This window comes from Sporosarcina sp. P12(2017) (assembly GCF_002743035.1).
In the GTDB taxonomy this organism is placed as follows: domain Bacteria; phylum Bacillota; class Bacilli; order Bacillales_A; family Planococcaceae; genus Sporosarcina; species Sporosarcina ureae.
In genome coordinates, this window is the sequence record NZ_PDYL01000028.1 from 1 (window position 1) to 24,963 (window position 24,963).

A 24,963-nucleotide genomic window follows, 5' to 3' on the forward strand; every position below is an offset into this window, starting at 1 on the left:
GTCTCATCGCTACGCCTACCACAGCAGTCGCCTTCGTTGCATCGGGTGTAGGGCAGTTCGTCTAGTTGTTTTAATCGTCGAAGTGCTTTTGTATTCCGTTTCTATTTAGCATGCCTAATAAGCGGCATTCAGTTGTCGTTCTTGCACGTGCTTTTCTTTTCCCTGTTCAATTAGGAGGTTGTGGTTTAGCTGGCGATCTAAGTGGCAAGTTCATCGTCTCCACTTCGGCGCTGGTGGATGGCTTTCGCGAGGAGCCACAGACAGGAAGTTCGCCTGTCTCTGTCTCCACGCTACGCCTACCACAGCAGGCGCCTTCGTTGCATTAGGTGTAGGGCAGTTCGTATACTTCCTTTTCAAAAATAGAAGATCAGTATCACTACGTCATTGATTTTATTCTAGTTAGAACCACAATCAAAATAAATACTACACAGTAGCACAGGCACAACTGCGGGGTAGGCCGTGGCCAGGAGACAACTGGCGGCACTTTGCCAGCTGGCTCCTGGCTGGAGGCAATCCCCCACGTGCCTGTGCGGGTTCAGAAAGCAGAAACGCACTAACTTCAGTTCCCAACAACCAGTCGAGCAACGCCCCCAACAAAAAGTCACAAAGACCCGCAGCCGCATAGTCTCTTCTGCCAAACACGTTTGTTAGTCGGGTACTGTACGCTATCTCTTGCTTTGCTTTACCGCTTAAAACCACAACCTAAATTAATACCGCTCAGTAGCGCAGGCACAACTGCGGTGTAGGCCGTGGCCATGAGACAACTGGCAGCACCATCGCCAGCTGGCTCCTGGCTGGAGGCAATCCCCCAGTGCCTGTGCGGGTCCAGAAAGCAGACACGCACTAACTTCATTCCCCAACAACCAGTCGAGCAACGACCCAATCACCCCAACACTCACAACATAAAGAAATTATCTTCACCGATCTTGTCATACAAACCACTACGTTTGAACAAGCTCACTTTTTCAGGAGGCACTTTTTTAAAGATGAGACGCTTGTTTTGGCGATCTGCTTCGTCCAGCATGGCAGAAAGGGCCGCTTCACCAGTTGCATCTATAGCTGTTAGATTTTTCATGTCTAAAATAATCATCTTCTGTTCAAGATTCAATAGTTCAGGATATCGATCTTCGAAGTACTTCGCCGTACCGAAGAACAGCGGGCCGGAGATTTTGAACTTGACTAGCTCGGATTCATTTTCTGGAGACAACTTGAACTTCTCGACATCGGTCAATTTACTCTTTTTAATATGTAAAGAGCCACTCATCTTGCGTAAGAACGACAGGGCAGCGAGTAAGATTCCGACTTCGACTGCGATCGTTAGATTCACGAATATCGTCAACAGAAACGTTGTCAGTAACACAAGTGAATCCCCTGAGTGTAACGAAGCGATCTGAGCGAAGGCTTTACGTGAACTCATATTCCACGCAACGAACATTAAAATCGGCGCCATTGCGGCTAACGGTATATAAGAAGCGTAAGGTGCGAATAGTAATAAGAACGCTAATACAAATAAACTTTGCACGACGCCAGATATCGGACTGACTGCTCCTGAGCCGATATTTGTGGCGGTACGGGCGATGGCACCTGTTGCTGGGATTCCACCGAATAACGGTGTAACGATATTCGCGATACCTTGCCCGAATAATTCTTTCTTGGAATCATGTTTCGGTACTTTACTTTTCATTCCATCTGCAACGACCGCGGATAGTAAAGATTCGATTGCACCGAGTGCGGCAATGATTAAAGCGGGTTGCCATAGGTTTACCAGTTTGGCGAGTGTAATCTCTGGAAAATGAAAACTAGGAAAATGTTGCGGAATACCACCGTATGCTGTACCAATCGTTTCCACTTTACCTGGGAAAAACAAAATCGAGCAAATAGTAGGAACTAACAGTGCAATAAGTAACAACGGAACCTTTGGAGCGATTTTGGGTAAAAGGAAGATGACGACCAAGCCGATTACGGCAGTCAAAATACTAAATGTGTTGACGGTATGAAAATGACGGGCAATTTCCATCATACTTTCATGGAAAAACTCTTTTTTCTCCACTCCTGTCAATCCAAAAAAGTTTTGGAATTGTCCAGTGAAAATAATGACAGCTATCCCAGCGGTAAACCCTATCGTCACTGATCGGGGGACGAAATGAATGAGATTACTGACACCGAGAAAGCTCATGATGACGAGGAGGATACCAGCGAGAAATCCAGCGATCAGAAGGTCTTCATAACCGTATTGCAGCACAATAGCCAGTAATATAGGAATGAATGCGCCAGTAGGTCCCGCAATTTGGTAACGTGAACCACCTAGCAAGGCGACTAAAAGACCTGCGATGATCGTCGTATACAGCCCGTATTCGGGTTTCACACCGGAAGCAATTGCAAAAGCCATCCCAAGCGGAATGGCTACAATTCCAACAGTAATCCCTGCAATTAAATCCTGCCGGAAACCCGCTGCATTATAATGAAGATAACGTTGATCTTTGAATATAACTGTTCACTTCTCCCATTTATAGAGTATATATACATCTCTTATTATATCGTATGCATATGGCCTATACAAGGTGTGTATAAAGTGAGAGGTGTAGAAACGTTCAGTATTTGATACAGATTATGTCAAACAGAATAATTGAACTGCATATAGTTTAATGTTAAAGTATATTACAGTAATAACAATAAAGGAGAGATATACTATGAGCAGATTACAAGATAAAGTAGCATTCATTACAGGTGGAGCATCGGGTATGGGTGAGATGATGGTAAAGCAATTCACGGCAGAAGGTGCAAAAGTAATTGCAGCGGATATCAATACAGCGGCACTTGAAGAAAAGTGGGGCGGTCAGGACAATATTTTTACTATTAAATTGAATGTAACTGAAGATGCAGAGTGGGAAGACGCAATGAAAAAAGCTGTCGATAACTTCGGCAAAATTGATATTCTTGTGAATAATGCGGGTATCTCAACGGAAAAAACTGTGGATCAGATCACGATTGAAGATTGGCGCAGACTTTCAGATATCAATAGCTTTGGTACATTCCTAGGTATGAAGCACGCTTCAAAATATATGAAGGAAGCGAAAAAAGGTGCAATCGTCAATATTTCATCTTATACTGCTTTGATTGGTATGGGCTTGAATCCGTACTCTGCTTCAAAAGGTGCAGTACGTGCGATCTCTAAAGCCGCAGCGGCGGAATATGGACAGGCAGGCATCCGTGTGAACACAGTATTCCCAGGCGTGATCCAGACGCCAATGGTTGCAAATCTTGAAGAGTCGAAAGCTCAACTTGATATATTGAAGAAAATGACGCCACTACAACGTTTGGGTCAGCCGGAAGATGTAGGGAATGCCGTACTCTTCTTAGCATCAGATGAAGCATCGTATATTACAGGCGCAGAGCTTGTCATTGATGGTGGATATTCTGCACGATAATCAAAACAATAAATAAAACGGGTTGTCCTACAAGTCATGATGACTTACAGGACAACCCGTTTTTCATTAATTATTTTACATCTACAAAGCGCTTGAAGCCCATGAAGTGTGATTTCCAATAAGAAGAATCTAATGAAGCAATTTCAATTGCTTTCGTCCCTGCATGAATGAACTCATTATCACCAAGATAAATTCCGATATGTGAGATGCCGGGGCGATATGTATTTTCGAAGAATAATAAATCTCCTACTACCGGATCTTTTATAAATAGTGAACGGTTATAGAAACCGATTGTATCTAATCGAGGAACTTTAACACCCGCTTTGTTGAATGCATAGTAAATGAATCCACTGCAATCAAATCCTGATGGAGTTGCGCCTGCCCATACATAAGGAGTTCCTAGTAATGGCTGTGTAATATCTACTAATTTTTTACCAAGCGTCTGGCTAGTAGCAGTAATATTTGGCTGTGTTACAGGCTTGCTTGATGATAATGTACCAAATGAGTTAGTAGAAGAGACAACTTTTGAAGAGTTCGCTTTATTTTCTACTATTAGTTTCTGTTTAACTTTGATAGTATTAGAAGTGAGAGAATTCAGACGTTTCAGTTCAGTTACCGTAATCTTGTACTGAGTGGAAATTTTGTAAAGAGTTTCTCCTGCTTGCACGACATGCGTTTTGGAAGCAGCCGCAACACTGCCAACTGAGATGCTGGTTGCAAGCATAAGAGAAGCAATCGTGGCTAGGGCAATTTTCTTCATTTCGACGTATCTCCTTTTAGTATGGTAGATTTGGTACTTTATACTACTGAGTGTTAACCAATAATTAAACCTATAAACCTATCATACAATACACTATTAGATATTAAACGTACATTTAGACTTATTTTTAGTAAATAGTTTACTAGTTAATTAGATTTATAATATATGAAAGCACTACAGAATTCATTTATATTATAAGTTATAGGGTCTAAAGGACTAATATATGTGGAAAGTCACTATGTATCTTATAGGTAGTTGTCATACGCTATGTTCATTATCGTAACCAAGTTATGAAAAAGCCCCTGAAAAACCCGAAGTCATAATCGGGATTCTTCATGGGCTTTTTGTTGTTTAAGAACGTCCAATTGGCCAGTCGAATGGAATAGATCCAGGAGGGGAGTGCTTAATGATATCGATCATCGGTATCGTATACGCGAATAGAATCAATGCGATCGTAATGCCAATCCACAAATACCAGTTCTCCAAAATCTTTGGTGATTTCTCAGCATCTACTTCTTCTTCAGCGATTGGATATTCTTCATAACCGCGTGGTGCAAAGAATGCTAATTGAATGAAGATATAAAACATCAAGAGGATACCGATGAATAGAATCGTGCCACCGACAGCTTGCCATATTTGATAGCTAATCCAAGTAGACACTTGATCGCCACCTGCGTACTCGGAGAATGCTGAACGACGTGGTCCACCAATCAAACCTTGAATGTGCATCGAAGTAGACATAATCGTCATACCGATTGCCCAGATAAACGTCTGAATGATTCCTAATTTATTTAATCTAGGAGTCAACCGGCGACCCGTCAAGTGAGGAATCAACCAATAAGCAATACCGAAAAATGTTAAAATCACTGTTGTTGCAACTGTTAAATGGAAGTGACCTGTAATCCAAATCGTGTTGTGGACAAGAGAGTTTACTTGGTGAGAAGCGTTAATAATACCGCCTGCCCCACCCGGAATGAACGCTGCCATACCAACGAATGGTGCTAAGAAACGAACATCTTTCCAAGGAAGCTTTTTAAACCAACCGAATAGGGAGTTAAAGCCTTTTCTTCTGCCTGTGATTTCAAATGTAGCGAATAAAGAGAATGCAGTCATTAATGAAGGGATGACTACCATGAACGTTAAGACTACTTGAATGAACTTCCAAGTCGGATCAATACCTGGCTCGGTCAATTGGTGATGGAATCCGACGGGAATCGAGAACATCAACAATAGAATGAATGCCAGTCTTGCTAACGAATCACTGAATAGTTTTCCACCGATGATTTTCGGGATGATTGCATACCAAGCCATATAAGCAGGTAACAACCAGAAATATACGAGTGGGTGACCGAAATACCAGAATAATGTACGTGTTAATAATACGTTGACTGTGGCGACGTAACCAAGTGACCAAGGCAAGATCAATACGATGACCGAGTACGCTACACCAAGTGTTGCGACGAACCACATAATTATATTAATGACTACCATGAATGCTAGTAAAGGAGACTTTTCACCTTTATGGGCTTTCTTCCATACATATAGTTGACGGAAGTTAGTGAATGCAGCAATCCAGCTACCTACAATTACTAATGTCAGGCCGATGTAGAAAATAGGGTGCGCGCGAAGTGGGGTATAGAATGTATACAATACAGACGCTTCACCTGTTAAAATCATCCATGCGGATAATACTGTACCCACCAACATGACCCAGAATGAAATCCAGCCCCACATTAATTGTTTATCTGAAATTCCGACTGTTTTCCCCATAAGAGAAAATTGGAAACCGACGATGAAGAACGTAGTCAATACTAAACCGAGTATAACACCGTGCGTTGTTAAGATCGTGTAGTAATCAATGTTGAATGGTAACGTGTATTTACCGGAACGTACTAATGTCTGAAGCAATCCCATCAATCCACCGACTAAAAGGGAGATGAATGTGACATGCATAAAGGCCATATATAGTCTGGATTCTTTTTTGGAGAAATTAAATATTTCCATGAGTTAGTACACCTCTACTGTGCCGAACATCAAATGGTGACCGATGCCGCAATATTCATTACAGACTACTGTGAATTCGCCATCGTTTTTCATAACTGATTCGAAGCGACTAATATGTCCAGGCTCGACCATCATGTTGACATTTGTGCCTGCCACTTGGAATCCGTGGACGACGTCTTTACTCGTTACTTGAAAAAGGACTGTGGAACCTTTTGGAACGCGAATCGTCTTAGTAGCGGTTCCGTCTTCTTCTTTGCCGAAGTCATAGTTGAAAGCGGAAGCGACAATATTGACAACGTATTTCCCGTCAGCCACTTCTGTTAGACCAAGATTGTCAGGTTGGAATGATTCATTCGCTTCGACGTTTTGTGGATCAATTGTTTCGATGTGACTTTGTGGATGTGTTCCTTTCCAGAACGCTGCAAAGCCGATAATGAGTAAGAATAAAACCAATGATGCTAAACCGAACACAAGCCATACTTTTTCATACTTATGCAAATGCATAATGTTTCCTCCTCTACTGCTGATTATTATCTAGATAAAAATAATCCGTAAGCGCCGAACCACATGACAAGAATGGCGATCCCGACGATCATCACCATGATCAAGGTACCTTTTAAATTCGTCTCTTCTTTTGGTTGATTTGGAGAAGATATCTTCTTGCTCAATACGGCCACCTCCTTGTGTGAATAGAATTCATACTTTCATCATAGTCCTGCTGGGGGAATAAAGAATTAGGGGAATCCCTATGAATAGTAGATAAAGAGTATTGTTCACAATATGTTCAATCACTTTACATGCTTTTATCATACGCATCTCGCTGTAATTATGATTCAGACTAGTATGAAGGTACTGTCTGAATAGCCCGTCAGATGCACATGGAAATTCTAACGTAACAGTGAGTAGAGTAAGGAATACTAAGTGAGAAAACATGTATTCAATGTTGACCGTATGTTTAATTAAAATTATAATATAATAAGGTAAAACCTAGGAAGCTGGTGTATGAAATGGAAAATGTGAAATGGATTGTAGTGAAAAATCCTGAAGAAGGCGCGAAGGAAGTATTTAATCTGATTTCTGAAGAACTTCAACATAATAGATTGCATGTACTTGGATTAGCTACAGGCAGCACGATGATTCCGATTTATAATGAATGGACTAATTCGTCTCTAGATTTTTCAAACATTACAGCATTCAATTTAGATGAATATGTCGGTATTGACGCTGACAACCCGAATAGCTATGCATACTTTATGAATCAACATCTATTCAGCAAAAAGCCATTTAAAGAAACGTATATTCCAAACGGTATGGCTGAAGATTTAGATAAAGAGTGTAATGAATACGAGAATCAATTGAATTCTCACCCGTTAGATATTCAACTTCTTGGTGTGGGAGAGAATGGTCATATCGCATTCAACGAACCAGGAACATCATTCGACTCAGTCACACATGTTGCGACACTGACAGACTCTACATTGGGGGTTAATAGTCAGTATTTCGAAAACGATGATAAGATTCCGAATATCGCATTGACGATGGGAATCTCTTCTATTATCAAGTCGAAGAAGTTAATCATGGTTGCATTTGGTGAGAAGAAGCGTGCGGCGATGGAGAAATTGAAAGCTGGAGAGGTAACGGCAGAGTGGCCGATTACCAAGTTATTGCATCATGAAGATGTAATTGTCATCACGGATCTACAGCTTGATTGAGTAGAATAGAGTAGGATGAGGGGCTATCCTGGAAGTGCAAGTTGACTTCCGGGATAGCCTTTTTGTGTGAAGTAGTTTTGATCGTGACGATCATCTGTCCTATTTTAGCGTTGGTTGATGGGATATTACTACGCCTGTCACAGTAGACGTCTTCGTTGGAAATCTTGTAGGGCAATTCTGGCCGTTGCTTTTCCATGTGTTAGTGATTAAGTACGGGGTAGAATTATGGTTCGCTCGTTAGTAACTAAGATGCTTCACGGGTAGTGGTTTGGCAAGGTCATTTCTGTTTTGTACAGAGCAACTGGGTTAACTGGCTATGAGAGTGGAATGCTCATTTGCACCACTCCGGCGCTGGTGGATGGCTTTCGGGGTGTATTATGTATAAGGCAGTTCATATACTTCTTTTTTCAAAAGCCGAAAATCAGTATCATCAAGTTACAGATCTTCTTCCTATTAGAACCACAACCAAAATAATTACCACTTAGTAGCGCAGGCACAACTGCGGGGTAGGCCGTGGCCAGGAGACAACTGGCGCGAACTTTCGCCAGCTGGCTCCTGGCTGTAGGCAATCCCCCACGTGCCTGCGCGGGTCCAAAAAGCGAACACGCACTAACTTCAATGCCCAACAACCAGTCGAGCAACGTACCCAACAAAAAGTAACAAAGACCCGCAGCCGCCTAGTTATGCTGCCAACCGCGTTTCTAGCTTGGGTACTGTTCGCTATTTCTCTTTTCGCTTGCCCAATTAAAACCACAACCTAACAGAATAACCAATCAGCAGCGCAGGCACAACTGCGGGGTAGGCCGTGGCCAGGAGACAACTGGCGCGAACTTTCGCCAGCTGGCTCCTGGCTGTAGGCAATCCCCCACGTGCCTGCGCGGATCCAAAAAGCGAACACTCACTAACTTCAATACCCAACAACCAGTCGAGCGACGTACCCAACAAAAGTAACAAAGACCCGCAGCTGCATAGTTATGCTGCCAACCGCGTTTCTAGGTTGGGTACTGTTCGTTATTACTCTTTTCGCTTGCCCAATTAAAACCACAACCTAACAGAATAACCACTTAGCAGCGCAGGCACAACTGCGGGGTAGGCCGTGGCCAGGAGACAACTGGCACGAACTTTCGCCAGCTGGCTCCTGGCTGTAGGCAATCCCCCACGTGCCTGCGCGGATCCAAAAAGCGAACACTCACTAACTTCAATGCCTAACAGCCGGTCGAGCAATGCCTCAACAAAGAGTAACAAAGACCCGCAGCCGCCTAGTCTTTCCACCAACCGCGTTTCTAGGTTGGATACTGTATACAACTCCTAGCGCCTTAACACAATACAATGCAAAGTAATCGTCGCAGTATACAATTGACTGAACGTCTCCATTTGTCAATTCAAGACACAAATATTTCGAAGTGTAATATATTGTTTGATATTGAAATACTCTTGTTACATTACTGTAATAATTCAATAGTTTGGTAAATGCTAATATAAGTTGACATAAACAGACAAGCAAACTAGTAAAAATACATACTATCATCGGAGGAACTTATGAATCTATTTCAAAAGGTAATTTCAGTCTTAACACTTTCCACACTTCTGATCGTCTCACCATTTGCAGGACAAGCAGACGCAGCTGGCAAAACAACAAATATCACTAAAACAGCTACTAGCTTAACGGGTATCAAATATCGCTATGGCGGTACGACAAGAGCAGGATTTGATTGTTCAGGTTATGTTGGTTATGTATTCAAGAAAAATGGTTTGAAAGTTGCAAGAACTTCTCGGGCAATGTATGCATCTGGGCGCGCTGTTAAGAAATCAAGTCTTCGCAATGGCGATCTAGTATTCTTTAACACAACAGGACGCGGCGTTTCTCACGTTGGAATTTATGTTGGAAATGGCAAGTTCGCGCATGCTTCTACATCAAAGGGTGTGCGTGTAGATAGAGTAAATGATTCGTACTGGGGCAAGCGTTATATAGGTGCCAAGCGTGTTGCAGGTATTTAATAGAAGAGACATCGATCTTCCTTAAGTGGAAGATCGATTTTTTGTGGAAAAATACCGGATAGGAGAGGGGGATGCCCCAATCATATCCGGTGAGTATTAATTCGTTGCGTCTTGTGGAACGCGGATTGTCCAACGAGAGAAATCCGGTTCATCTTTCTTTACTAATTCCTTAGGATAGATGAATGTCCAAGGAGTCGTGCTGTTTGCTTTTACGGAAAGTGGAGGATTCAGGTCGAATGTTCCTCGAGCTACCAATTCTCCTGTTGCATCTATCAATTCAAGCGGCAACTTTTCGATGTTGATTTGTTTAGAGTGGCCGTTACGAACAAATACAGATGCTGCGATAGTTTGGTCATCTTGTGATTGGATTTGGAAACCAGCGATATTCACTTCGCGTGGCTTCAATTTCGGAAGATCGCTTACAATGTTAGCCAACGCTTCCTTTTGCTCGGCAGGGAGTTGCTCTTCCCATGTAGGTGCAAGTTCCAATCGATGCGGCATCATCGAGTGAACGTTGAATGCGAGCTTCCAGTTCGTTGCAGGAATTTCTTCTGCCAATTGATCTTTCTTTTCAAAAACAAACACCCATGGACGTGCACTGCGCGCTGGGATTTCACCTAACTCGTTCAAATCAAACTCTGCAGATGCTGCGGTATTGCCTTCTTCATCAAGTAATAATAACTCAATTTCGCCTACAGTGATCGCTTGATCAAGTGAAGAGCGGAAAAATGCTTTGACTAACCAGCTATCGTTTGCAGGTTCCAAATCGATATCGATACCTGATAGGGAAATTTGATTGGGTTTTAATGGCTCTAGTTCATTTGCTAGGAAACGGAAAACATATTCCTGCTCTTGTGTTAGACTCCATTGCTCATGAAGAGATAGTTCTGTTTCGATATCTTCATCGCCTGAGCCTGCTTGGCCGTTTTCTAAAATTTCTTCGGATTCAACTGTACTGTCCAATCCCGTTTTATCGGTTTTTTTGAATAAATTGAAGAGTTTCATTGGGAAACCTCCTGTTGTGTATTGAGTTGCTTCATGAATGCGATAATTTCGGACGCAATATCCCGGCGCAGGCGTTGATAGTGCTTGGCGAATAACTGCAAGCCTTCACGCTGGTAAATACGCATAGGATCTTCTTGTCCGTATGAACGCAATCCAATTCCTTCTTTTAGGCGAGTCATTACTTCTAAATGCTTAACCCACATCGTGTCAATATAACTCAACATGACTTGTGGCAACAGTTGACTCACTTGTTCATTATCAGTGAAAGTGTCGATAAATGCAAACAACTCTGCCATTTCTTCATCGTACTCTTTCATTATATCTGCGGTTCTGTCTAATGAATGGGGGAGCTTAACTGGCGCCAGTAATAGCGCGTTCATAGTCCGTTCGATACGCTCGAAATCCCAGTTGTCGGCGATTTCATTATCGGGGCAGCTATCTAAAACAACGAACTCAACCGTTTCTGACAACATCGTCTTAAGTTTTTCGAAAATATCCTTACCTTCTAGTACGCGGTTACGTAAGGAATAAATGACTTCACGTTGATCATTGATGACATCATCTAATTTTAGGTTATATTCACGCATAGAGAAGTGTGCGCCTTCAACGATACGTTGTGTACGTTCCGTCAGTTCATGTACTTCAGGATTCAGTACTTTACCATTCTCATCGGTCCGGACTTTCGTCAAGAATTTCTCGAGTTCTTCTGGAGAGAAGCGCATGTACATTTCATCTTCTAAAGAAAGGTAGAATTGACTTTCACCATGGTCGCCTTGACGACCTGAACGGCCTCGTAACTGATTATCTACCCGGCGACTTTCATGTTTTTCTGTACCTAATACAAATAATCCACCGTTTTCTTCCACGCCTTCACCGAGAACGATATCTGTTCCTCGTCCTGCCATATTAGTAGCAACGGTAATATTGCCTGCTTGTCCAGACTCGGAAATCAATGAAACTTCCTGCTCCACACTTTTCGCATTCAATAGATGGAACTTCAAACCTTCATCACGTAAATACTTGGCGACCGCTTCGGATTGAAGTATGGATGTAGTACCGACCAATACTGGTTGCCCTTTCGCATGACGTGCGGCTACTTCTTTTGCTACTGCTTTATACTTTTCTTCTGTCGTTCTGAAAACGAAATCTGGTGCATCGATACGTGCACGTGGACGGTTCGTTGGGATTTGGATTACTTCCATATTATAAACTTCACGGAATTCCTTATCTTGGGTTTTCGCAGTACCTGTCATTCCGCAAAGCTTTGGATACATGCGGAAGTAGTTCTGTATGGTAATTTGAGCTTGTGCTTTATTTTCGTCTGTAATATCGACGCCTTCTTTAGCTTCAATTGCCTGGTGAAGTCCATCCGATAATGTTCTACCTTCCATAATGCGACCCGTGAACATATCTACCAATTCAATTTTTCCGTCGCGTACGATGTAATCGACATCACGCTTGAAGATGACGAAGGCACGGACCGCTTGGATAACGTAGTGATAGAGTGTTTGGTGATCTAAATCATATAAATTGTCGATACCGAATGCTTTCTCGACTTTTTCGATTCCTTGTTCCGTGAGGGAAGTGGCCTTTGTTGCTTCGTCAAAGTCAAAATCCTCTTCGACTTTAAAGCGTTTGGCTAGGCGGGCTGCGATATGGTGAAGGTCCGCATCAGCTTGCGTTTTGCCTGCTACAATCAATGGTGTCTTCGCTTCGTCGATCAAGACGCTGTCGACTTCATCGATAATAGCGAAATGATAAGGCCGCTGCACTTTTTGAGAAGTGTGCTGCACCATATTATCCCGTAAATAGTCGAAGCCGAACTCTGTACCTACACCGTACGTAATATCTGCTTCGTAAGCGGCTTGTTTAGCTGGTCCTTGCATCATGGGCACATTCAATCCGACAGTCAATCCAAGGAAACGATGAATTTGACCGATTTGATCAAAGTCCCGTTTTGCCAGATAATCATTAACTGTAATGACGTGAACGCCTTTACCTTCAAGCGCGCGTACATATGAAGGTAGAGAAGCAACAAGTGTTTTACCTTCACCAGTCGGCATCTCAGCAATATTACCTTCCGTTAATACAGCACCACCGATTAGTTGCACATCAAAATGGCGCATACCGAGAACCCGTTTAGATGCTTCACGCACAACTGCGAATGCATCCGGCATAATGGTCTCGACGGTTGCGCCGTCTGCTAACTGTTGTTTGAATTGATCTGTCATTTCAGAAAGACCCTCATCAGACATAGCAATATATTTAGGTTCTAGTGAATTAATCTGCTCCACAATTTTGCGGTATTTACGCAACTGACGTTCACTCGTTCCAGTTCTACGTTTAAAGATTTTCAACATGAATTAGACGCTCCTTTATAAATCTCTATCTATAATGAGAGATTCCTATCTATTTTACCAAAAGGGTGGACAAAAGACTATCTATATATTGAAAGAGAAGAACGATAGATATATCACGACTGATCACATGTAAAATGGACAAAACCTTGTTGTGGCGGTGTTTAGTAGTGTATGCATGTAAGCAAGTAAGGGAATAGATGAGTAATGCGTTCTAAATGATGAAATCTAGCAACAATCATGTTATACTAAAAGGTGATATGTACGTAATGCTAATTGGGGAGGAAAGACATGTTATTCATTGCAATGTCTGTAGCTTTTATCGCTGCAATTATACTAACACCGCTAGTCATCAAATTCGCGTATCGGATCGGTGCGGTTGACCGCCCCAATTATCGGAAAGTCCACGCGAGAATCATGCCTAGAATCGGCGGGCTCGCAATCTTCGGAGCGTTTATTATTGGATATGCTATATTATTGCCGAAAGACGAGCACGCAGTCAGCATCCTAATAGGTGCAGTACTGATCGTCATGATTGGCTTTTTAGACGATATGCTGGAAATAACAGCAAAAGCAAAAATGTCAGGCCAACTAGCAGCTGCGTTGGTCGTTGTACTATGGGGCGGATTACAAATTGAATTCATCAACTTGCCGTTTCTTGGTCAGCTCGACTTTGGGTATTTAAGTATTCCGATCACGATCATTTGGATCATCGGAATCACGAACGCTGTCAACTTGATTGACGGATTGGATGGTTTGGCAGCAGGTGTTTCCACTATTGCGCTTATTGCTATTACGGTAATGGCCCTATTAATGGGAGATGTCTTTGTTGCTGCAACGGCTTCTATATTGGCAGCTAGTTCGCTTGGATTCTTATTTTTCAATTTCCATCCAGCGAAAATTTTTATGGGCGATACTGGATCACTCTTCCTTGGATTTATGATTTCGGTACTGGCATTGCTCGGCTTTAAGAACGTTGCCGTTGTATCACTAGTTATTCCAATTATCATGCTAGGTGTTCCAATTTCAGACACGTTCTTTGCGATTGTTAGACGAGTTCGTATGAAGCAATCTATTACTGCAGCAGATAAGTCGCATTTGCATCACTGTTTATTGCGTGTAGGCTTCTCGCATAGACAAGCTGTGCTTACGATTTATGGAATTGCGATTTTATTCGGAGCAGCCGCTGTATTGTTCTCACAAGCTACAGTGTGGGGTGCGTTGCTACTGATCTTCGTTATGTTGATTGTGATTGAGCTGTTTGTAGAGTTGATTGGTTTGGCAGGGGCGAATTATCGTCCGTTGTTAAATTTAGTACGCATGATTGGTAAATAAATATAACGAGTCCTTGTCTGCTGCGAAGCGGATGAGGGCTTTTTTATGATGGAACGCGTCGGCCTGCAACGGAAATTCCAAACCACTTTCAAATTAACTCTCTTTACTCATTACTATTTGTATCCATAATAAAAAGCGATGAAACCAGCTATGGCTTCATCGCTTCTGTGTGGACTATTGATAATCTGTTTGGGAAGACGCGGAGGATTGGTCCGTGTCTAGCTCGGTTAAAGAAGAAGAGTCGGGAATCAACCCTAGATGGGATTTCAAAATCTGCTTTACTTCTTCTAGCTTCTGCTCATCCAACTTGTAGTAGTAAATACCTGTCGACATGTCGTCATAACCTGTCAACGTGATGGTATCAACATCCGGAAGTCCGCTTTTTATATACTGTATGAACGATAACATTTGTTTGGATGTCATGTCGGTCTTCATGTTATCGCCAAGTGCATTGATCACGTCCCCGTATTTTGTAATGGATGTAATCGATGTCGCTTCTTTGATCATCGCCTGAAGAATCATTTGCTGACGTTTGCCGCGCTCGATATCATTATCGAGTTTACGAGTACGTGCTAGGGCTAACGTGTGGCGTCCGTCTAGGCGTTGGATGCCTGGCATAAGATGAATTGCATTTTTATCGTTTTCATCTTTCTCTATACGCTCGTATGGAACTTCGACTTCTACACCGCCAAGTGCATCTACCACATCTATGAATGCATTAAAGTTCATTTTGACGTAATAGTTGACGGGAACATCGAATAGTTCTTCGACTGTATCAATAGAGGCTTTAGTGCCACCATAGGCATGAGCATGTGTGATTTTATCTTTATAGTTTACCTGTGGAATATAAACATATGAATCACGGGGAATGCTGACGAGTTTGACACTTTTTGTTTTAGGGTTCAGAGTTGCGAGTACTAGTGCATCTGACCTACCGTTTTCTCCTGTTTCTTGCCGCGTTTCTCTTTCATCTACGCCAATCAACAAAATTGACACTTTATCTTTTGCGGGTTCTACATACATTTCTGGCGGTTCTGTCTTAGCGATGGGTTCATAAGAACGATCTAGTACATTCACCGCTTGATTATGCAGCTTGAATGCATAAGCGGCAACGCCTATGATCGCTATGAAGAACGTGAAAAATGCTATTTTCAAGAAGCGTTTCGTTTTGGACGCGTTCTTTTTCTTATATTCTGCTCTTTTCATTTTATACCTCCAGGGTGTACGGCAGAAAAAACCGTCAGTGGCAACTCTTTACATGAAAACTCGTAGTGATGTAATGAAATCAGACCTACTGCTCATAAAGTTTACCTTCTATCATTATACCTGCTTTTTAATTGGACGTATAGTCAGATGTCGAACTCTAGAAATTTATGTCCGGTTGTGGCGATGACCGCTTGACCGTTCGTTAACTCCATCATCCATTCCTGAAAAATCCCCTGATCTTCTTCAGGAACATATAAAAAGAGTTCAACGTCCTCTTCATAGACGATCTCTTTTAACGGGTAATCGGATTGCCGTACTTCATTTTCTACTTTGCCTAGCCATGTGTAATCAATAGAAGTTTTAACTAGTGTGTGTAATTTTCTTTCCACAACACCTGTTGCGGCAATGCCTTCAGAAGCTGCTTTGCCATACGCACGGATTAATCCGCCACCGCCGAGTTTAATGCCGCCGAAATAGCGGGTTACAACAATCGCGGTATCTTTTAGCTGTTGCTTTTTGAGAACTTCCAATATAGGAAAGCCGGCTGTACCTGAAGGCTCCCCGTCATCGTTCGCTTTTTGGATCTGGTCATGTTCTCCTATGATATAAGCAGAACAATTATGAGTAGCTGTATGGTGGCTTTTTTTGATGTCCTGTATGAAGTCCAGTGCCTCTTGTTCTGTCTCGACTCGTTTGACAAATGACAGAAAACGGGATTTTTGGATGACGAATTCACTCTCTCCGTATAGTTTTACGGTTTTATAATTAGCTCGCATTTGTCGTACCCCCTACATTTGTAATATACTTATAATACTTATTCATCATTAAAATGATATACTATATATGAAGTGTATAAGTATTTAGGCTAAACTGCAATAATGCTCGCTTTGCGAATTTTCACATAAACGGGTGCGGGAGGGAGTTCTTTGAACGATAAGGCAATTGACATTCAACAGATGGAGAAAATCTTTGGCAACATGGTAAATGTAATGGATCGTTCAAAAAGCGACATTTTCTTAATTAGTGAACAAAGCCGCCGAAGTTTTGAAGAGATGCAAAAAGAGTTAGCAGAAGTGAAAGAAAGTATTTCTCATGTGATAACAGAAGGCGACTCCTTAGAGGATATGTCACGTCACTCAAGAAAACGTCTGGCTACTGTATCAAAAGACTTTGAAACGTACAGTGAAGATGAAGTTAAACAAGCTTATAGTGTAGCAAATGACTTGCTTGTACGCGCCTCCATCAATAAAATGGAGGAGAAACAACTTCGTGAAAGACGGGATGAACTTGAACGTCGACTGATGTTGCTGCTCTCTACAATTGAAAGAGCGGATCAACTTGTAAACCAAGTAACCACTGTGATCACATATTTAACATCTGATTTGAAAAATGTAAGTACAGCACTGGAAACGGCTCGCCATAAACAAGATTTTGCGGTTCAGATTATTCAGGCCCAAGAAGAAGAGCGTAAACGTTTATCACGTGATATTCATGATGGACCTGCGCAAATGCTGGCCAATGTCTTGATGCGTTCGGGTTTAATCGAAAAAACGTTTGTTACGCATGGCCCAAAAGAAGCGATGCAAGAACTATCTTACCTAAAAGAAATGGTTAGAGGTGCGCTATCTGAAGTACGTCGTATCATTTATAACTTGCGACCTATGGCTTTGGATGATTTAGGACTAGTTCCTACATTGCGAAAGTATTTATTGACCATTAGTGAATACGAGGCGCCGCTAATCATTCATTTTCAAAGCAACGGAGCAGAAGAGAGATTTGCTTCCAATTTTGAAGTAGGTATTTTCCGTCTCATCCAGGAGTCAGTTAATAACAGTATTAAACATGCGAAAACTGATGAAATATGGGTGAAAATCGAATGGTTACGCGGATCAGTTAATATAGTAGTCAAAGACCAAGGTCTGGGCTTTGATACAAATGAAGTAAAAGAGAAATCATTTGGTTTAATTGGAATGCAAGAACGTGTGGAGTTATTGAAAGGGAAAATGAAGGTCATTTCGAAAGTCGGAGAAGGCACTTCGATACTTTTTCAAATTCCATTGGACGAAGATCTGTAAGTAAGGTATTTACTGGGAGGAATAGGATATGGAAGCGACAAAAATTTTGATAGTAGATGATCACCAATTATTCCGTGAAGGAGTTAAACGGATTTTGGATTTTGAAGAATCATTTAACGTAGTAGCAGAAGGCGACGATGGAGTTGAAGTAGTTGAGTTGTACAGAGAGTATGAGCCAGACGTAGTGCTGATGGATATTAATATGCCACGCATGAATGGTGTAGACGCGACTGAGCAATTAATAAAAGAATTTCCAGATGCGCGCGTCATCATGCTATCCATTCATGACGACGAATCCTACGTAACACACGCTTTGAAAACAGGTGCTCTCGGCTATATGCTAAAAGAAATGGATGCAGATGCGATTATTCAAGCAATTAAAGTAGTAGCAAATGGTGGCTCATACTTACATCCAAAAATTACGCATAATTTAGTAACAGAATTCCGTCGTTTGAGTGAGAGAGAACATAAAGGATCCTTCCAGCAGAACGATATTCGTCGTCCACTCCATTTATTGACGAAGCGCGAATGTGAAGTTCTACAATTGTTGACAGATGGCCAGAGCAACCGGACAATCGGTGAAACACTCTTCATCTCAGAAAAAACTGTGAAAAACCACGTTTCCAGCATTCTGCAAAAAATGAGTGTAAATGACCGTACACAAGCTGTTGTTACAGCAATCAAAAATGGTTGGGTAGAAGTAAAATAATTAAAAGAAGAAAAGGTCTTTGCATGTTGAAGGCCTTTTTCTCTACGTAGGAGGGGCATATGAAGAAAAAAATGGTAGTCGCATCCATGGCATTAGTGCTCGTGTTAGGTGCATGCGGTAACGCAGATGAAACGAATCAGAACGATCCTGAAACTGGCGAAGCAGCACCAGGCAGTGGCGCCATCGATCATGGAGTAGATGAAAATAAAGTAGGATTCAGCATGTCAGGTGACAAAGTCGAAGAAGCTACTGGCGTACCAAAAGAAGATAAAGAAGAAATTCTAGCTGCTTTTGATAACTACATCGAAACATTGAACAATCAAGACGTGGAAGGTTATCTGGCTACACTTTCTACTAAAGGCTATGATCTCGAAGAAGAGCGTCAGGCTACGGAAGAAATGCTTGAGAATTCTACGATGAAACGTGAAACAGATAATGAAACGATCGTAAAATATTCAGGTGATAGCGCACAGTTATTTTCTACATTGAAAACGACATTCACGGATATTGAGACAGAGGTAGAAAATACACATGAAGGTCGCCAAGTGACTGTATTCAATAAAGAAGATGGCGCATGGAAAGTGTTTTCTATCCACTTTATTGGTGATGAACCAGGAAATGAATAAACCGCTTGATATGTTGATTTAGCGACAAAACTTCCAGTGAGTACAACTGGAAGTTTTTTTATGCGAAAAAAAAGCCATACTACAAGTACTTGCTTTTCTGCGCTAATGGAATTATAATTAAATTAAGAACACACGTTCTGTAAGGAGGCGAATTCAATGCCTTTGATCCCCGCAGAGGCAATGCCGTATTTGGAGAACTATATTTATCTTCCTATGCTATTGACGATTATGGAACGTGACCGTCAGTTATTAGAGAAGGTACCGTTTAAATTGAAAAGCCCGTACCTTAATTTGCTAGACGAGACGATGAACACAGTTTCTGCTGATCTACAAACAACTTCTTTGTATTTGCGAAAGCATAAAATGAAAGTGATACGCCATTCAACAGATGAACTATTTACGGAATATGTATTTTTACATGATGGCTATCAAGATATGCGACGCTACTTGAATGTTCGCTTACGTAACCGATCGGAAGAGTTACTGAATCTGTATATTAGGAAATTGTCGAATCAGAACTCTTCGGGTCCATGATCATATAATAAGAACTTCGCAATTCTTCCTGAGCATTTTCAAATCGTTGAGACAAAATATGCGATAATGCCATTTGGCGATAAACAGTTGCTAACGACGTATCTAGATGCATCTGCGTATCGTTTTTTAGAATCACGGTTACACCATCCTCGTGCTGAACAGCGTCTTTTACTGCATGATAAGCCACCCATGAGTTTTTATGTAAGGTAGGGGACAGTAAAGGGAAAAATAATAACGGCCGATCATTCGAATGAGTCAGCATAATCGGTGGCTTTGGTCGGTTTTTTAAATCCATTTTGGAACTGTTAATAATGGACTCAAAGTTGGAACGGTAATGCGCACAAGACTCTCTCATAATTTCTAATGGTGTTTTCTCGACAATAAAAGTCCGGTCGCTTTCCACTACTTTTGTATAGTATGGATTCGCATGTTGTCCATGGAGTAATGCAAAAGTATGAAATGTAACGATGTAAGACGATAGATAATGTGGATTCGCCATGTTGTTCCCTCCCGTTTAATAGGACCATATACGTATTAATTATAGTATAGAAAAAACGAAAATCAACTGTAATGTTGGAAAATAGTAAATGTTCTATTAATATGGTGATTTTTATCGAATGGTTATGGTTCTAATAGAACGAATAAACTGAAAGATTACGTCTGTTACCCGACTACTAAACGCTTTTGGCAGAAAGACTACGCGGCTGCGGGTCGTTGCTCGACTGGTTGTTGCGTATCGAAGTCACTGAGTGTCTGCTTTCTGGACCCGCGCAGGCACGTGGGGGATTGCCTCCAGCCATGAGCCAGCTGGCAAAGTGACACCAGTTGTCTCATGGCCACGGCCTACCCCGCAGTTGTGCCTGCGCTACTAAGTGGTATTTATTTAGGTTGTGGTTCTAATAGGAAGAAAATCAGTGACATCGCGAAAGCCGTCCGCCAGCGCCGTAGTGTGGGTAATGAGCTTGCCGCTTACATTGCCAGCTAAACCACAACCCTATATCTATAGAAAAGTTAAAAAGCTGAAGACCATCCCAAGAGAATAGGGACGTTCTTCAGCATCGTACTGATCTTCAGTTCTGATACTCAATAGCCGCAGCACACAATGTTTTAGCTGCTGCGATCATAGCTTTTTCGTCTATGTCGAAACGTGGATGGTGGTGAGGGTATGCATCTGTCGGCTTGGCGCCTGTGAAGAAGAAAGTACCCGGAACTTTTTCAAGGTAGTAGGCGAAGTCTTCTCCACCCATTTGAGGTTGCATTTCTTCTACGCTTTTTAGATCCGGAATAGATTCAGCAATCGTTTTTAAGTAGTTCGTTTCTTTTTCATGATTGACCACTGCCGGATATCCACGGAAGTAGTCTACAGTGATTTGGCAATCGTGAGCCAAGGCCGTGCCTTCAGCTACACGCTTTATTTCTTGTTCCATTAGATTGCGTACGTCATTAGTAAATGTGCGAACAGTTCCCTCTAGAACAGCTTGGTCGGCGATGACGTTGAAGGCGTTTTCTGCGACGAATGAGCCGACGGATAGTACAGCTGATTCAATGGGATCCACACGTCTGGAGACGACTTGTTGCAAGTTCATCACGAGCTGTGAACCGATTACGATCGCGTCTTTCGTTTGATGTGGAGAAGCACCGTGTCCGCCAGCACCTTGAATGGTAATATTGAATCGGTCCGCTGCAGCCATAATTGGACCTGGAGCGTAATAGATCACGCCCGAGTCAAATAGGGACCACAAATGCGTGCCGAAAATGACATCGACACCTTCTAAACAGCCGTCTTCGATCATCGCAATCGCGCCGCCTGGAGCTAATTCTTCCGCGTGTTGATGGATAAATACATATTCGCCCGTAAGCTCCTCGCGCATTTCATTCATAGCTTTTGCCAATTGGAGAAGCGTGGCGGTATGGCCATCATGTCCACATGCGTGCATGACGCCCGGTACAGTGGAAGCGTACGGTGTATCTTTTTGATCTTGAATAGGCAACGCGTCAAAGTCTGCTCGCAAAGCAACCGTTTTTCCTGGCTTCGCACCTTTGACTCTTGCGACGACACCATTGCCGCCTACTCCAGTACGTACTTCCACTCCCAGTTGTTTATAAAAGTCAGCAATATAGGCAGCAGTTTTCGTTTCTTTAAATGAAACTTCGGGATTCATATGCAAATAACGGCGAATCTCTACCATATCGTCATAAGATTGTTCGAGTTTCTGAAATAATTGTTCTCTCATTATAAAACCCCTTTCAAATAGACAAATAAGTCAATCAACTCGTTTAGTATAGCAAGGGGTCAGCCATATCGCAAACTACGAGTTTTGAAATTTATGGTAACTGAAACGAATGAAAAATGGTAGGTGAGACGTCGTTTAACATAAAAAAGAAGGTCTGACGTCGAAACGTCAAACCTCTTCAGTAGGTGTTTTATAATGTGTAGTGTATGGAGCGCTTGTGAAGATATGTTGCGTAGCACCACCGGCATCTTTGAAAACCGTTTTATCGGATAATTGATTACCTGGAGAGTTATACCAAATATCGTACAAGCGTCGATCTGTCCATTCAGTCAGCAATGTATACGTATCAGAACCGATAGGACGCAATAAGCGGAAGGCTACGAAACCTGGCATGTTTTGCAGTTGTTCGCCAAGGTGCTTGTATTGATGTTCAAAAATTGGTTTCCCTTCATCTGTCACTGCAACGTTATCCATTGCAAAGAATCCAGGTTCTGTCAGGTTACCGTAAGAACCTACTACTTCAAATTTCCTTGGTGTTTGAAATACGCTCTTGCCATTTGTCTCATGTAGCAACAGTGTACTGCCGCCACCATTCATCAAAAGTATAGATTCATCAGTGTGCTGGTCTTTGATCTTCTCCATAAAACCCAGCGTTCCAGTTGTCATATAAATATTCATGTAAAGTTCCTCCTTTGGCTAGTAACGATCGTCTGTACTTAATTTACTTAACAACACTCTTTACTAGTGTATGATTCTACATGTAGTAATTCCCTTAATTCCTCCGAATCAAACACGTCTGTTGCAAGCAAGTTAGGAATGATTGTCTAAAGCGTGGCAGAAGTGTGAGTTGCCCTAGCACAAAATTATGACAAAGGCGCAATTCACTATACATTGACTTGTCAACGGTTTATCATGAGAACGTATATGAGTTACGTGAAAGAAATTAAAATAATGGAAAGAGGTATCTCTGAATATGTCAACTTTTAATGATACGTTATTACGTGCTGCGAGAGGCGAGGAAATTGAACACACGCCCGTTTGGTTTATGCGTCAAGCAGGACGTTCACAGCCGGAATATCTTAAAATCAAAGAGAAATACTCCTTGGAAGAAATTACGCATCAGCCAGAATTGTGTGCGTATGTAACAAAACTTCCTGTAGATCAATATGATGTAGATGCTGCTATTTTATATAAAGATATTGTTACACCACTTGTAGGAATCGGAGTAGACGTAAAGATTAAATCAGGCGTAGGCCCTGTTATCTCAAATCCGATTCGTTCTGCACAAGACATCGCAAACTTAGGTGAGTTTTCAGCAGAAGAGCAAGTTCCTTACGTTTTGGATACGATAAAATTGCTGACACAGGAGCAATTGAATGTACCACTAATCGGTTTCGCAGGCGCACCGTTTACACTTGCGAGTTATATGATCGAAGGCGGTCCTTCAAAGAGCTATAACCTGACAAAGTCCTTCATGGTATCTGAGCCACAAGCTTGGTTCGCATTGATGGATAAGTTAGCTGATATGACGATTAGTTATATCCAAGCACAAGTTAACGCAGGCGTGAAAGCTGTGCAAATATTTGACTCATGGGTAGGCGCATTGAATGTATCGGATTACCGAATCTTCATTAAACCTACAATGACTCGTATTTTCTCGGAACTGCGTAAATTAAATATTCCATTGATTACATTCGGAGTCGGCGCAAGCCACTTGGCGAATGAATGGCATGACCTACCAGTCGACGTAGTAGGACTGGATTGGCGCTTGTCTATAAAAGAAGCTGGTGAACGCGGTCTGACAAAACCATTGCAAGGAAACTTGGATCCATCCATGTTACTAGCAGACTGGTCTGTCATCGAAGAACGTGCAAAGCTTATTGTTGAACAAGGTGTAGAACACGGTAGCCACATCTTTAACTTGGGCCACGGCGTATTCCCTCAAGTACAACCAGCAACATTGAAACGCTTAACAGCTTTCGTACATGACTATAGTAGAGAATTACGCTCGAAATAACAATCCAACCATGAGGTGAAAATGATGACGAAAAAGAAAATGGGCTTACTCGTTATGGCGTACGGTACACCAAACTCCTATGACGATCTATTACCTTATTACACGCATATCCGTAGAGGCCGTCCGCCGGCTCCGGAACAAGTAGAAGATCTTCGCAATCGCTATGAGGCAATCGGAGGCATTTCACCACTTGCACGGATTACGGATGATCAAGCGAACGCACTAGGTGCGCGTTTGAACGAAGCACAAGATGAAATTGAATTTAAAGTATATGTAGGTCTGAAGCATATTGCGCCATTCGTGGAAGATGCCATACAAAAAATGCATGAAGATGGTATTACGGAAGCTGCATCGATTGTATTGGCACCACATTTCTCTACGTTCTCCGTTAAATCATACAACGGTCGTGCGAAAGAGGAAGCAGATAAGCACGGGATTACACTTACTTCAGTTGAAAGCTGGTACAAGCAACCGAAATTCATCGAGTACTGGGCGAACCAATTGCGTCAAACCTATGACGCGATGGACGAGATTGAGCGCAACAATTCATGCTTAATCGTCTCGGCTCACTCGTTACCGGAAAAGATTCTGGCTAACGGTGACCCATACGCTGATCAGTTGAAAGAAACTGCAGAAATGATTACGGAAGCAGCAGGTGTAAAAACATACGCACTCGGCTGGCAAAGTGAAGGGCAAACGCCTGATCCTTGGTTAGGTCCGGACGTACAAGATCTCACACGTGAACTGTTTGAATCGAAAGGATATACATCATTCGTTTACACACCAGTTGGTTTCGTTTCAGATCACTTGGAAGTTCTGTACGATAATGACTATGAGTGTAAAGTAGTATGTGATGATATCGGCGCAGCGTACCACAGACCTGCTATGCCGAACACCGATCCTTTATTCATTGATGCGATGGCAGATGCGGTAATGGATCAATTACACGCAACAATATGAATT

General features: G+C 42.1%; 22 protein-coding genes. 10 read left to right on the top strand and 12 right to left on the bottom strand.

Annotation, left to right across the window (positions count from 1 at the left end; genetic code table 11):
- Positions 1 to 895 precede the first annotated feature (895 nt).
- Positions 896 to 2,389: a SulP family inorganic anion transporter gene (locus tag CSV80_RS16585; RefSeq protein ID WP_233201519.1), complete on the bottom strand. Its 1,494-nt coding sequence runs from the start codon at positions 2,387 to 2,389 to the stop codon at positions 896 to 898.
- Between the two features lie 301 nt (positions 2,390 to 2,690).
- Between CSV80_RS16585 and CSV80_RS16590 the strand changes: the two genes are divergently transcribed.
- Positions 2,691 to 3,428 (top strand): SDR family NAD(P)-dependent oxidoreductase, encoded by a 738-nt coding sequence (locus CSV80_RS16590; RefSeq protein WP_099669812.1) that lies wholly within the window; start codon positions 2,691 to 2,693, stop codon positions 3,426 to 3,428.
- Positions 3,429 to 3,498: 70 nt separating this feature from the next.
- Here the strand turns inward: CSV80_RS16590 and CSV80_RS16595 are convergent, their stop codons facing one another.
- The 4 genes from CSV80_RS16595 to CSV80_RS16610 all read right to left on the bottom strand — a co-directional run bounded on the left by CSV80_RS16595 (position 3,499) and on the right by CSV80_RS16610 (position 6,860).
- Positions 3,499 to 4,188, bottom strand: a complete 690-nt coding sequence (locus CSV80_RS16595; RefSeq protein ID WP_099669813.1) for a C40 family peptidase — start codon at positions 4,186 to 4,188, stop codon at positions 3,499 to 3,501.
- Between the two features lie 351 nt (positions 4,189 to 4,539).
- A complete protein-coding gene (locus tag CSV80_RS16600) occupies positions 4,540 to 6,192 on the bottom strand; it encodes a b(o/a)3-type cytochrome-c oxidase subunit 1 (RefSeq protein ID WP_099669814.1) in 1,653 nt (550 codons plus the stop codon).
- A gap of 3 nt (positions 6,193 to 6,195) precedes the next feature.
- On the bottom strand, positions 6,196 to 6,696 hold the full coding sequence (locus CSV80_RS16605) for a cytochrome c oxidase subunit II (protein ID WP_029052583.1): 501 nt from the start codon (positions 6,694 to 6,696) through the stop codon (positions 6,196 to 6,198).
- A gap of 26 nt (positions 6,697 to 6,722) precedes the next feature.
- The gene (locus CSV80_RS16610) at positions 6,723 to 6,860 is read right to left on the bottom strand and encodes a cytochrome c oxidase subunit 2A (RefSeq protein WP_233201520.1); all 138 of its coding nucleotides are present in this window, start codon (positions 6,858 to 6,860) and stop codon (positions 6,723 to 6,725) included.
- 339 nt (positions 6,861 to 7,199) lie between these two features.
- On the opposite strand from CSV80_RS16610, the gene CSV80_RS16615 reads away from it, so the two are divergent.
- Together CSV80_RS16615 and CSV80_RS16625 are read left to right on the top strand one after the other, a co-directional pair.
- Positions 7,200 to 7,904, top strand: a complete 705-nt coding sequence (locus CSV80_RS16615) for a glucosamine-6-phosphate deaminase (RefSeq protein ID WP_099669815.1) — start codon at positions 7,200 to 7,202, stop codon at positions 7,902 to 7,904.
- Positions 7,905 to 9,443: 1,539 nt separating this feature from the next.
- The gene (locus CSV80_RS16625; RefSeq protein ID WP_099669816.1) at positions 9,444 to 9,902 is read left to right on the top strand and encodes a C40 family peptidase; all 459 of its coding nucleotides are present in this window, start codon (positions 9,444 to 9,446) and stop codon (positions 9,900 to 9,902) included.
- 96 nt (positions 9,903 to 9,998) lie between these two features.
- Here the strand turns inward: CSV80_RS16625 and CSV80_RS16630 are convergent, their stop codons facing one another.
- Together CSV80_RS16630 and secA2 are read right to left on the bottom strand one after the other, a co-directional pair.
- Positions 9,999 to 10,907, bottom strand: coding sequence for an accessory Sec system S-layer assembly protein (locus CSV80_RS16630; protein ID WP_099669817.1), 909 nt, complete (start codon positions 10,905 to 10,907; stop codon positions 9,999 to 10,001).
- Positions 10,904 to 13,267: an accessory Sec system translocase SecA2 gene (gene secA2, locus CSV80_RS16635; RefSeq protein ID WP_099669818.1), complete on the bottom strand. Its 2,364-nt coding sequence runs from the start codon at positions 13,265 to 13,267 to the stop codon at positions 10,904 to 10,906. The genes CSV80_RS16630 and secA2 overlap by 4 nt, the downstream gene beginning before the upstream one ends.
- A 288-nt stretch (positions 13,268 to 13,555) precedes the next feature.
- On the opposite strand from secA2, the gene CSV80_RS16640 reads away from it, so the two are divergent.
- Positions 13,556 to 14,599, top strand: coding sequence for a glycosyltransferase family 4 protein (locus tag CSV80_RS16640; RefSeq protein ID WP_029052576.1), 1,044 nt, complete (start codon positions 13,556 to 13,558; stop codon positions 14,597 to 14,599).
- 174 nt (positions 14,600 to 14,773) lie between these two features.
- On the opposite strand, the gene CSV80_RS16645 is transcribed toward CSV80_RS16640, so the two are convergent.
- Together CSV80_RS16645 and CSV80_RS16650 are read right to left on the bottom strand one after the other, a co-directional pair.
- Positions 14,774 to 15,805, bottom strand: a complete 1,032-nt coding sequence (locus tag CSV80_RS16645; protein ID WP_099669819.1) for an LCP family protein — start codon at positions 15,803 to 15,805, stop codon at positions 14,774 to 14,776.
- A 143-nt stretch (positions 15,806 to 15,948) separates the two neighbouring features.
- Positions 15,949 to 16,581: a YigZ family protein gene (locus tag CSV80_RS16650; RefSeq protein WP_099669820.1), complete on the bottom strand. Its 633-nt coding sequence runs from the start codon at positions 16,579 to 16,581 to the stop codon at positions 15,949 to 15,951.
- A gap of 150 nt (positions 16,582 to 16,731) precedes the next feature.
- On the opposite strand from CSV80_RS16650, the gene CSV80_RS16655 reads away from it, so the two are divergent.
- The 4 genes from CSV80_RS16655 to CSV80_RS16670 all read left to right on the top strand — a co-directional run bounded on the left by CSV80_RS16655 (position 16,732) and on the right by CSV80_RS16670 (position 19,749).
- Positions 16,732 to 17,880: a sensor histidine kinase gene (locus CSV80_RS16655; RefSeq protein ID WP_199083921.1), complete on the top strand. Its 1,149-nt coding sequence runs from the start codon at positions 16,732 to 16,734 to the stop codon at positions 17,878 to 17,880.
- A 28-nt stretch (positions 17,881 to 17,908) separates the two neighbouring features.
- Complete coding sequence (locus CSV80_RS16660; RefSeq protein ID WP_099669821.1) at positions 17,909 to 18,589, top strand: response regulator; 681 nt, start codon at positions 17,909 to 17,911, stop codon at positions 18,587 to 18,589.
- Positions 18,590 to 18,648: 59 nt separating this feature from the next.
- On the top strand, positions 18,649 to 19,215 hold the full coding sequence (locus CSV80_RS16665) for a nuclear transport factor 2 family protein (RefSeq protein ID WP_099669822.1): 567 nt from the start codon (positions 18,649 to 18,651) through the stop codon (positions 19,213 to 19,215).
- 156 nt (positions 19,216 to 19,371) lie between these two features.
- Positions 19,372 to 19,749 carry a YhjD family protein gene (locus CSV80_RS16670; protein ID WP_029052570.1) on the top strand — a complete coding sequence of 126 codons (378 nt, stop codon included), beginning with the start codon at positions 19,372 to 19,374 and terminating at the stop codon, positions 19,747 to 19,749.
- Here the strand turns inward: CSV80_RS16670 and CSV80_RS16675 are convergent.
- The 3 genes from CSV80_RS16675 to CSV80_RS16685 all read right to left on the bottom strand — a co-directional run bounded on the left by CSV80_RS16675 (position 19,712) and on the right by CSV80_RS16685 (position 22,661).
- A complete protein-coding gene (locus CSV80_RS16675; RefSeq protein ID WP_099669823.1) occupies positions 19,712 to 20,248 on the bottom strand; it encodes a competence protein ComK in 537 nt (178 codons plus the stop codon). The genes CSV80_RS16670 and CSV80_RS16675 overlap by 38 nt on opposite strands.
- A gap of 571 nt (positions 20,249 to 20,819) precedes the next feature.
- Positions 20,820 to 21,983, bottom strand: coding sequence for a M20 family metallopeptidase (locus CSV80_RS16680; RefSeq protein ID WP_099669824.1), 1,164 nt, complete (start codon positions 21,981 to 21,983; stop codon positions 20,820 to 20,822).
- Positions 21,984 to 22,151: 168 nt separating this feature from the next.
- Positions 22,152 to 22,661, bottom strand: coding sequence for an antibiotic biosynthesis monooxygenase family protein (locus tag CSV80_RS16685; protein WP_029052567.1), 510 nt, complete (start codon positions 22,659 to 22,661; stop codon positions 22,152 to 22,154).
- A gap of 295 nt (positions 22,662 to 22,956) precedes the next feature.
- On the opposite strand from CSV80_RS16685, the gene hemE reads away from it, so the two are divergent.
- Both hemE and hemH read left to right on the top strand, forming a co-directional pair.
- The gene (gene hemE, locus CSV80_RS16690; RefSeq protein ID WP_099669825.1) at positions 22,957 to 24,000 is read left to right on the top strand and encodes a uroporphyrinogen decarboxylase; all 1,044 of its coding nucleotides are present in this window, start codon (positions 22,957 to 22,959) and stop codon (positions 23,998 to 24,000) included.
- Positions 24,001 to 24,024: 24 nt separating this feature from the next.
- Positions 24,025 to 24,960: a ferrochelatase gene (hemH, locus tag CSV80_RS16695; protein WP_099669826.1), complete on the top strand. Its 936-nt coding sequence runs from the start codon at positions 24,025 to 24,027 to the stop codon at positions 24,958 to 24,960.
- Positions 24,961 to 24,963: the final 3 nt, after the last annotated feature.

Excerpts from the sequence above, each read along its gene's own strand:
- CSV80_RS16680 (WP_099669824.1), bottom strand. The coding sequence starts at position 21,983 with ATGAGAGAACAATTATTTCAGAAACTCGAACAATCTTATGACGATATG.
- CSV80_RS16585 (WP_233201519.1), bottom strand. The coding sequence starts at position 2,389 with ATGGCTTTTGCAATTGCTTCCGGTGTGAAACCCGAATACGGGCTGTAT.
- CSV80_RS16630 (WP_099669817.1), bottom strand. The coding sequence starts at position 10,907 with ATGAAACTCTTCAATTTATTCAAAAAAACCGATAAAACGGGATTGGAC.
- CSV80_RS16600 (WP_099669814.1), bottom strand. The coding sequence starts at position 6,192 with ATGGAAATATTTAATTTCTCCAAAAAAGAATCCAGACTATATATGGCC.
- CSV80_RS16640 (WP_029052576.1), top strand. The coding sequence starts at position 13,556 with ATGTTATTCATTGCAATGTCTGTAGCTTTTATCGCTGCAATTATACTA.
- hemH (WP_099669826.1), top strand. The coding sequence starts at position 24,025 with ATGACGAAAAAGAAAATGGGCTTACTCGTTATGGCGTACGGTACACCA.
- CSV80_RS16685 (WP_029052567.1), bottom strand. The coding sequence starts at position 22,661 with ATGAATATTTATATGACAACTGGAACGCTGGGTTTTATGGAGAAGATC.
- CSV80_RS16675 (WP_099669823.1), bottom strand. The coding sequence starts at position 20,248 with ATGGCGAATCCACATTATCTATCGTCTTACATCGTTACATTTCATACT.
- CSV80_RS16625 (WP_099669816.1), top strand. The coding sequence starts at position 9,444 with ATGAATCTATTTCAAAAGGTAATTTCAGTCTTAACACTTTCCACACTT.
- CSV80_RS16605 (WP_029052583.1), bottom strand. The coding sequence starts at position 6,696 with ATGCATTTGCATAAGTATGAAAAAGTATGGCTTGTGTTCGGTTTAGCA.
- CSV80_RS16650 (WP_099669820.1), bottom strand. The coding sequence starts at position 16,581 with ATGCGAGCTAATTATAAAACCGTAAAACTATACGGAGAGAGTGAATTC.
- CSV80_RS16595 (WP_099669813.1), bottom strand. The coding sequence starts at position 4,188 with ATGAAGAAAATTGCCCTAGCCACGATTGCTTCTCTTATGCTTGCAACC.
- CSV80_RS16670 (WP_029052570.1), top strand. The coding sequence starts at position 19,372 with ATGCCTTTGATCCCCGCAGAGGCAATGCCGTATTTGGAGAACTATATT.
- hemE (WP_099669825.1), top strand. The coding sequence starts at position 22,957 with ATGTCAACTTTTAATGATACGTTATTACGTGCTGCGAGAGGCGAGGAA.
- CSV80_RS16615 (WP_099669815.1), top strand. The coding sequence starts at position 7,200 with ATGGAAAATGTGAAATGGATTGTAGTGAAAAATCCTGAAGAAGGCGCG.
- CSV80_RS16590 (WP_099669812.1), top strand. The coding sequence starts at position 2,691 with ATGAGCAGATTACAAGATAAAGTAGCATTCATTACAGGTGGAGCATCG.
- CSV80_RS16665 (WP_099669822.1), top strand. The coding sequence starts at position 18,649 with ATGAAGAAAAAAATGGTAGTCGCATCCATGGCATTAGTGCTCGTGTTA.
- secA2 (WP_099669818.1), bottom strand. The coding sequence starts at position 13,267 with ATGTTGAAAATCTTTAAACGTAGAACTGGAACGAGTGAACGTCAGTTG.
- CSV80_RS16645 (WP_099669819.1), bottom strand. The coding sequence starts at position 15,805 with ATGAAAAGAGCAGAATATAAGAAAAAGAACGCGTCCAAAACGAAACGC.
- CSV80_RS16660 (WP_099669821.1), top strand. The coding sequence starts at position 17,909 with ATGGAAGCGACAAAAATTTTGATAGTAGATGATCACCAATTATTCCGT.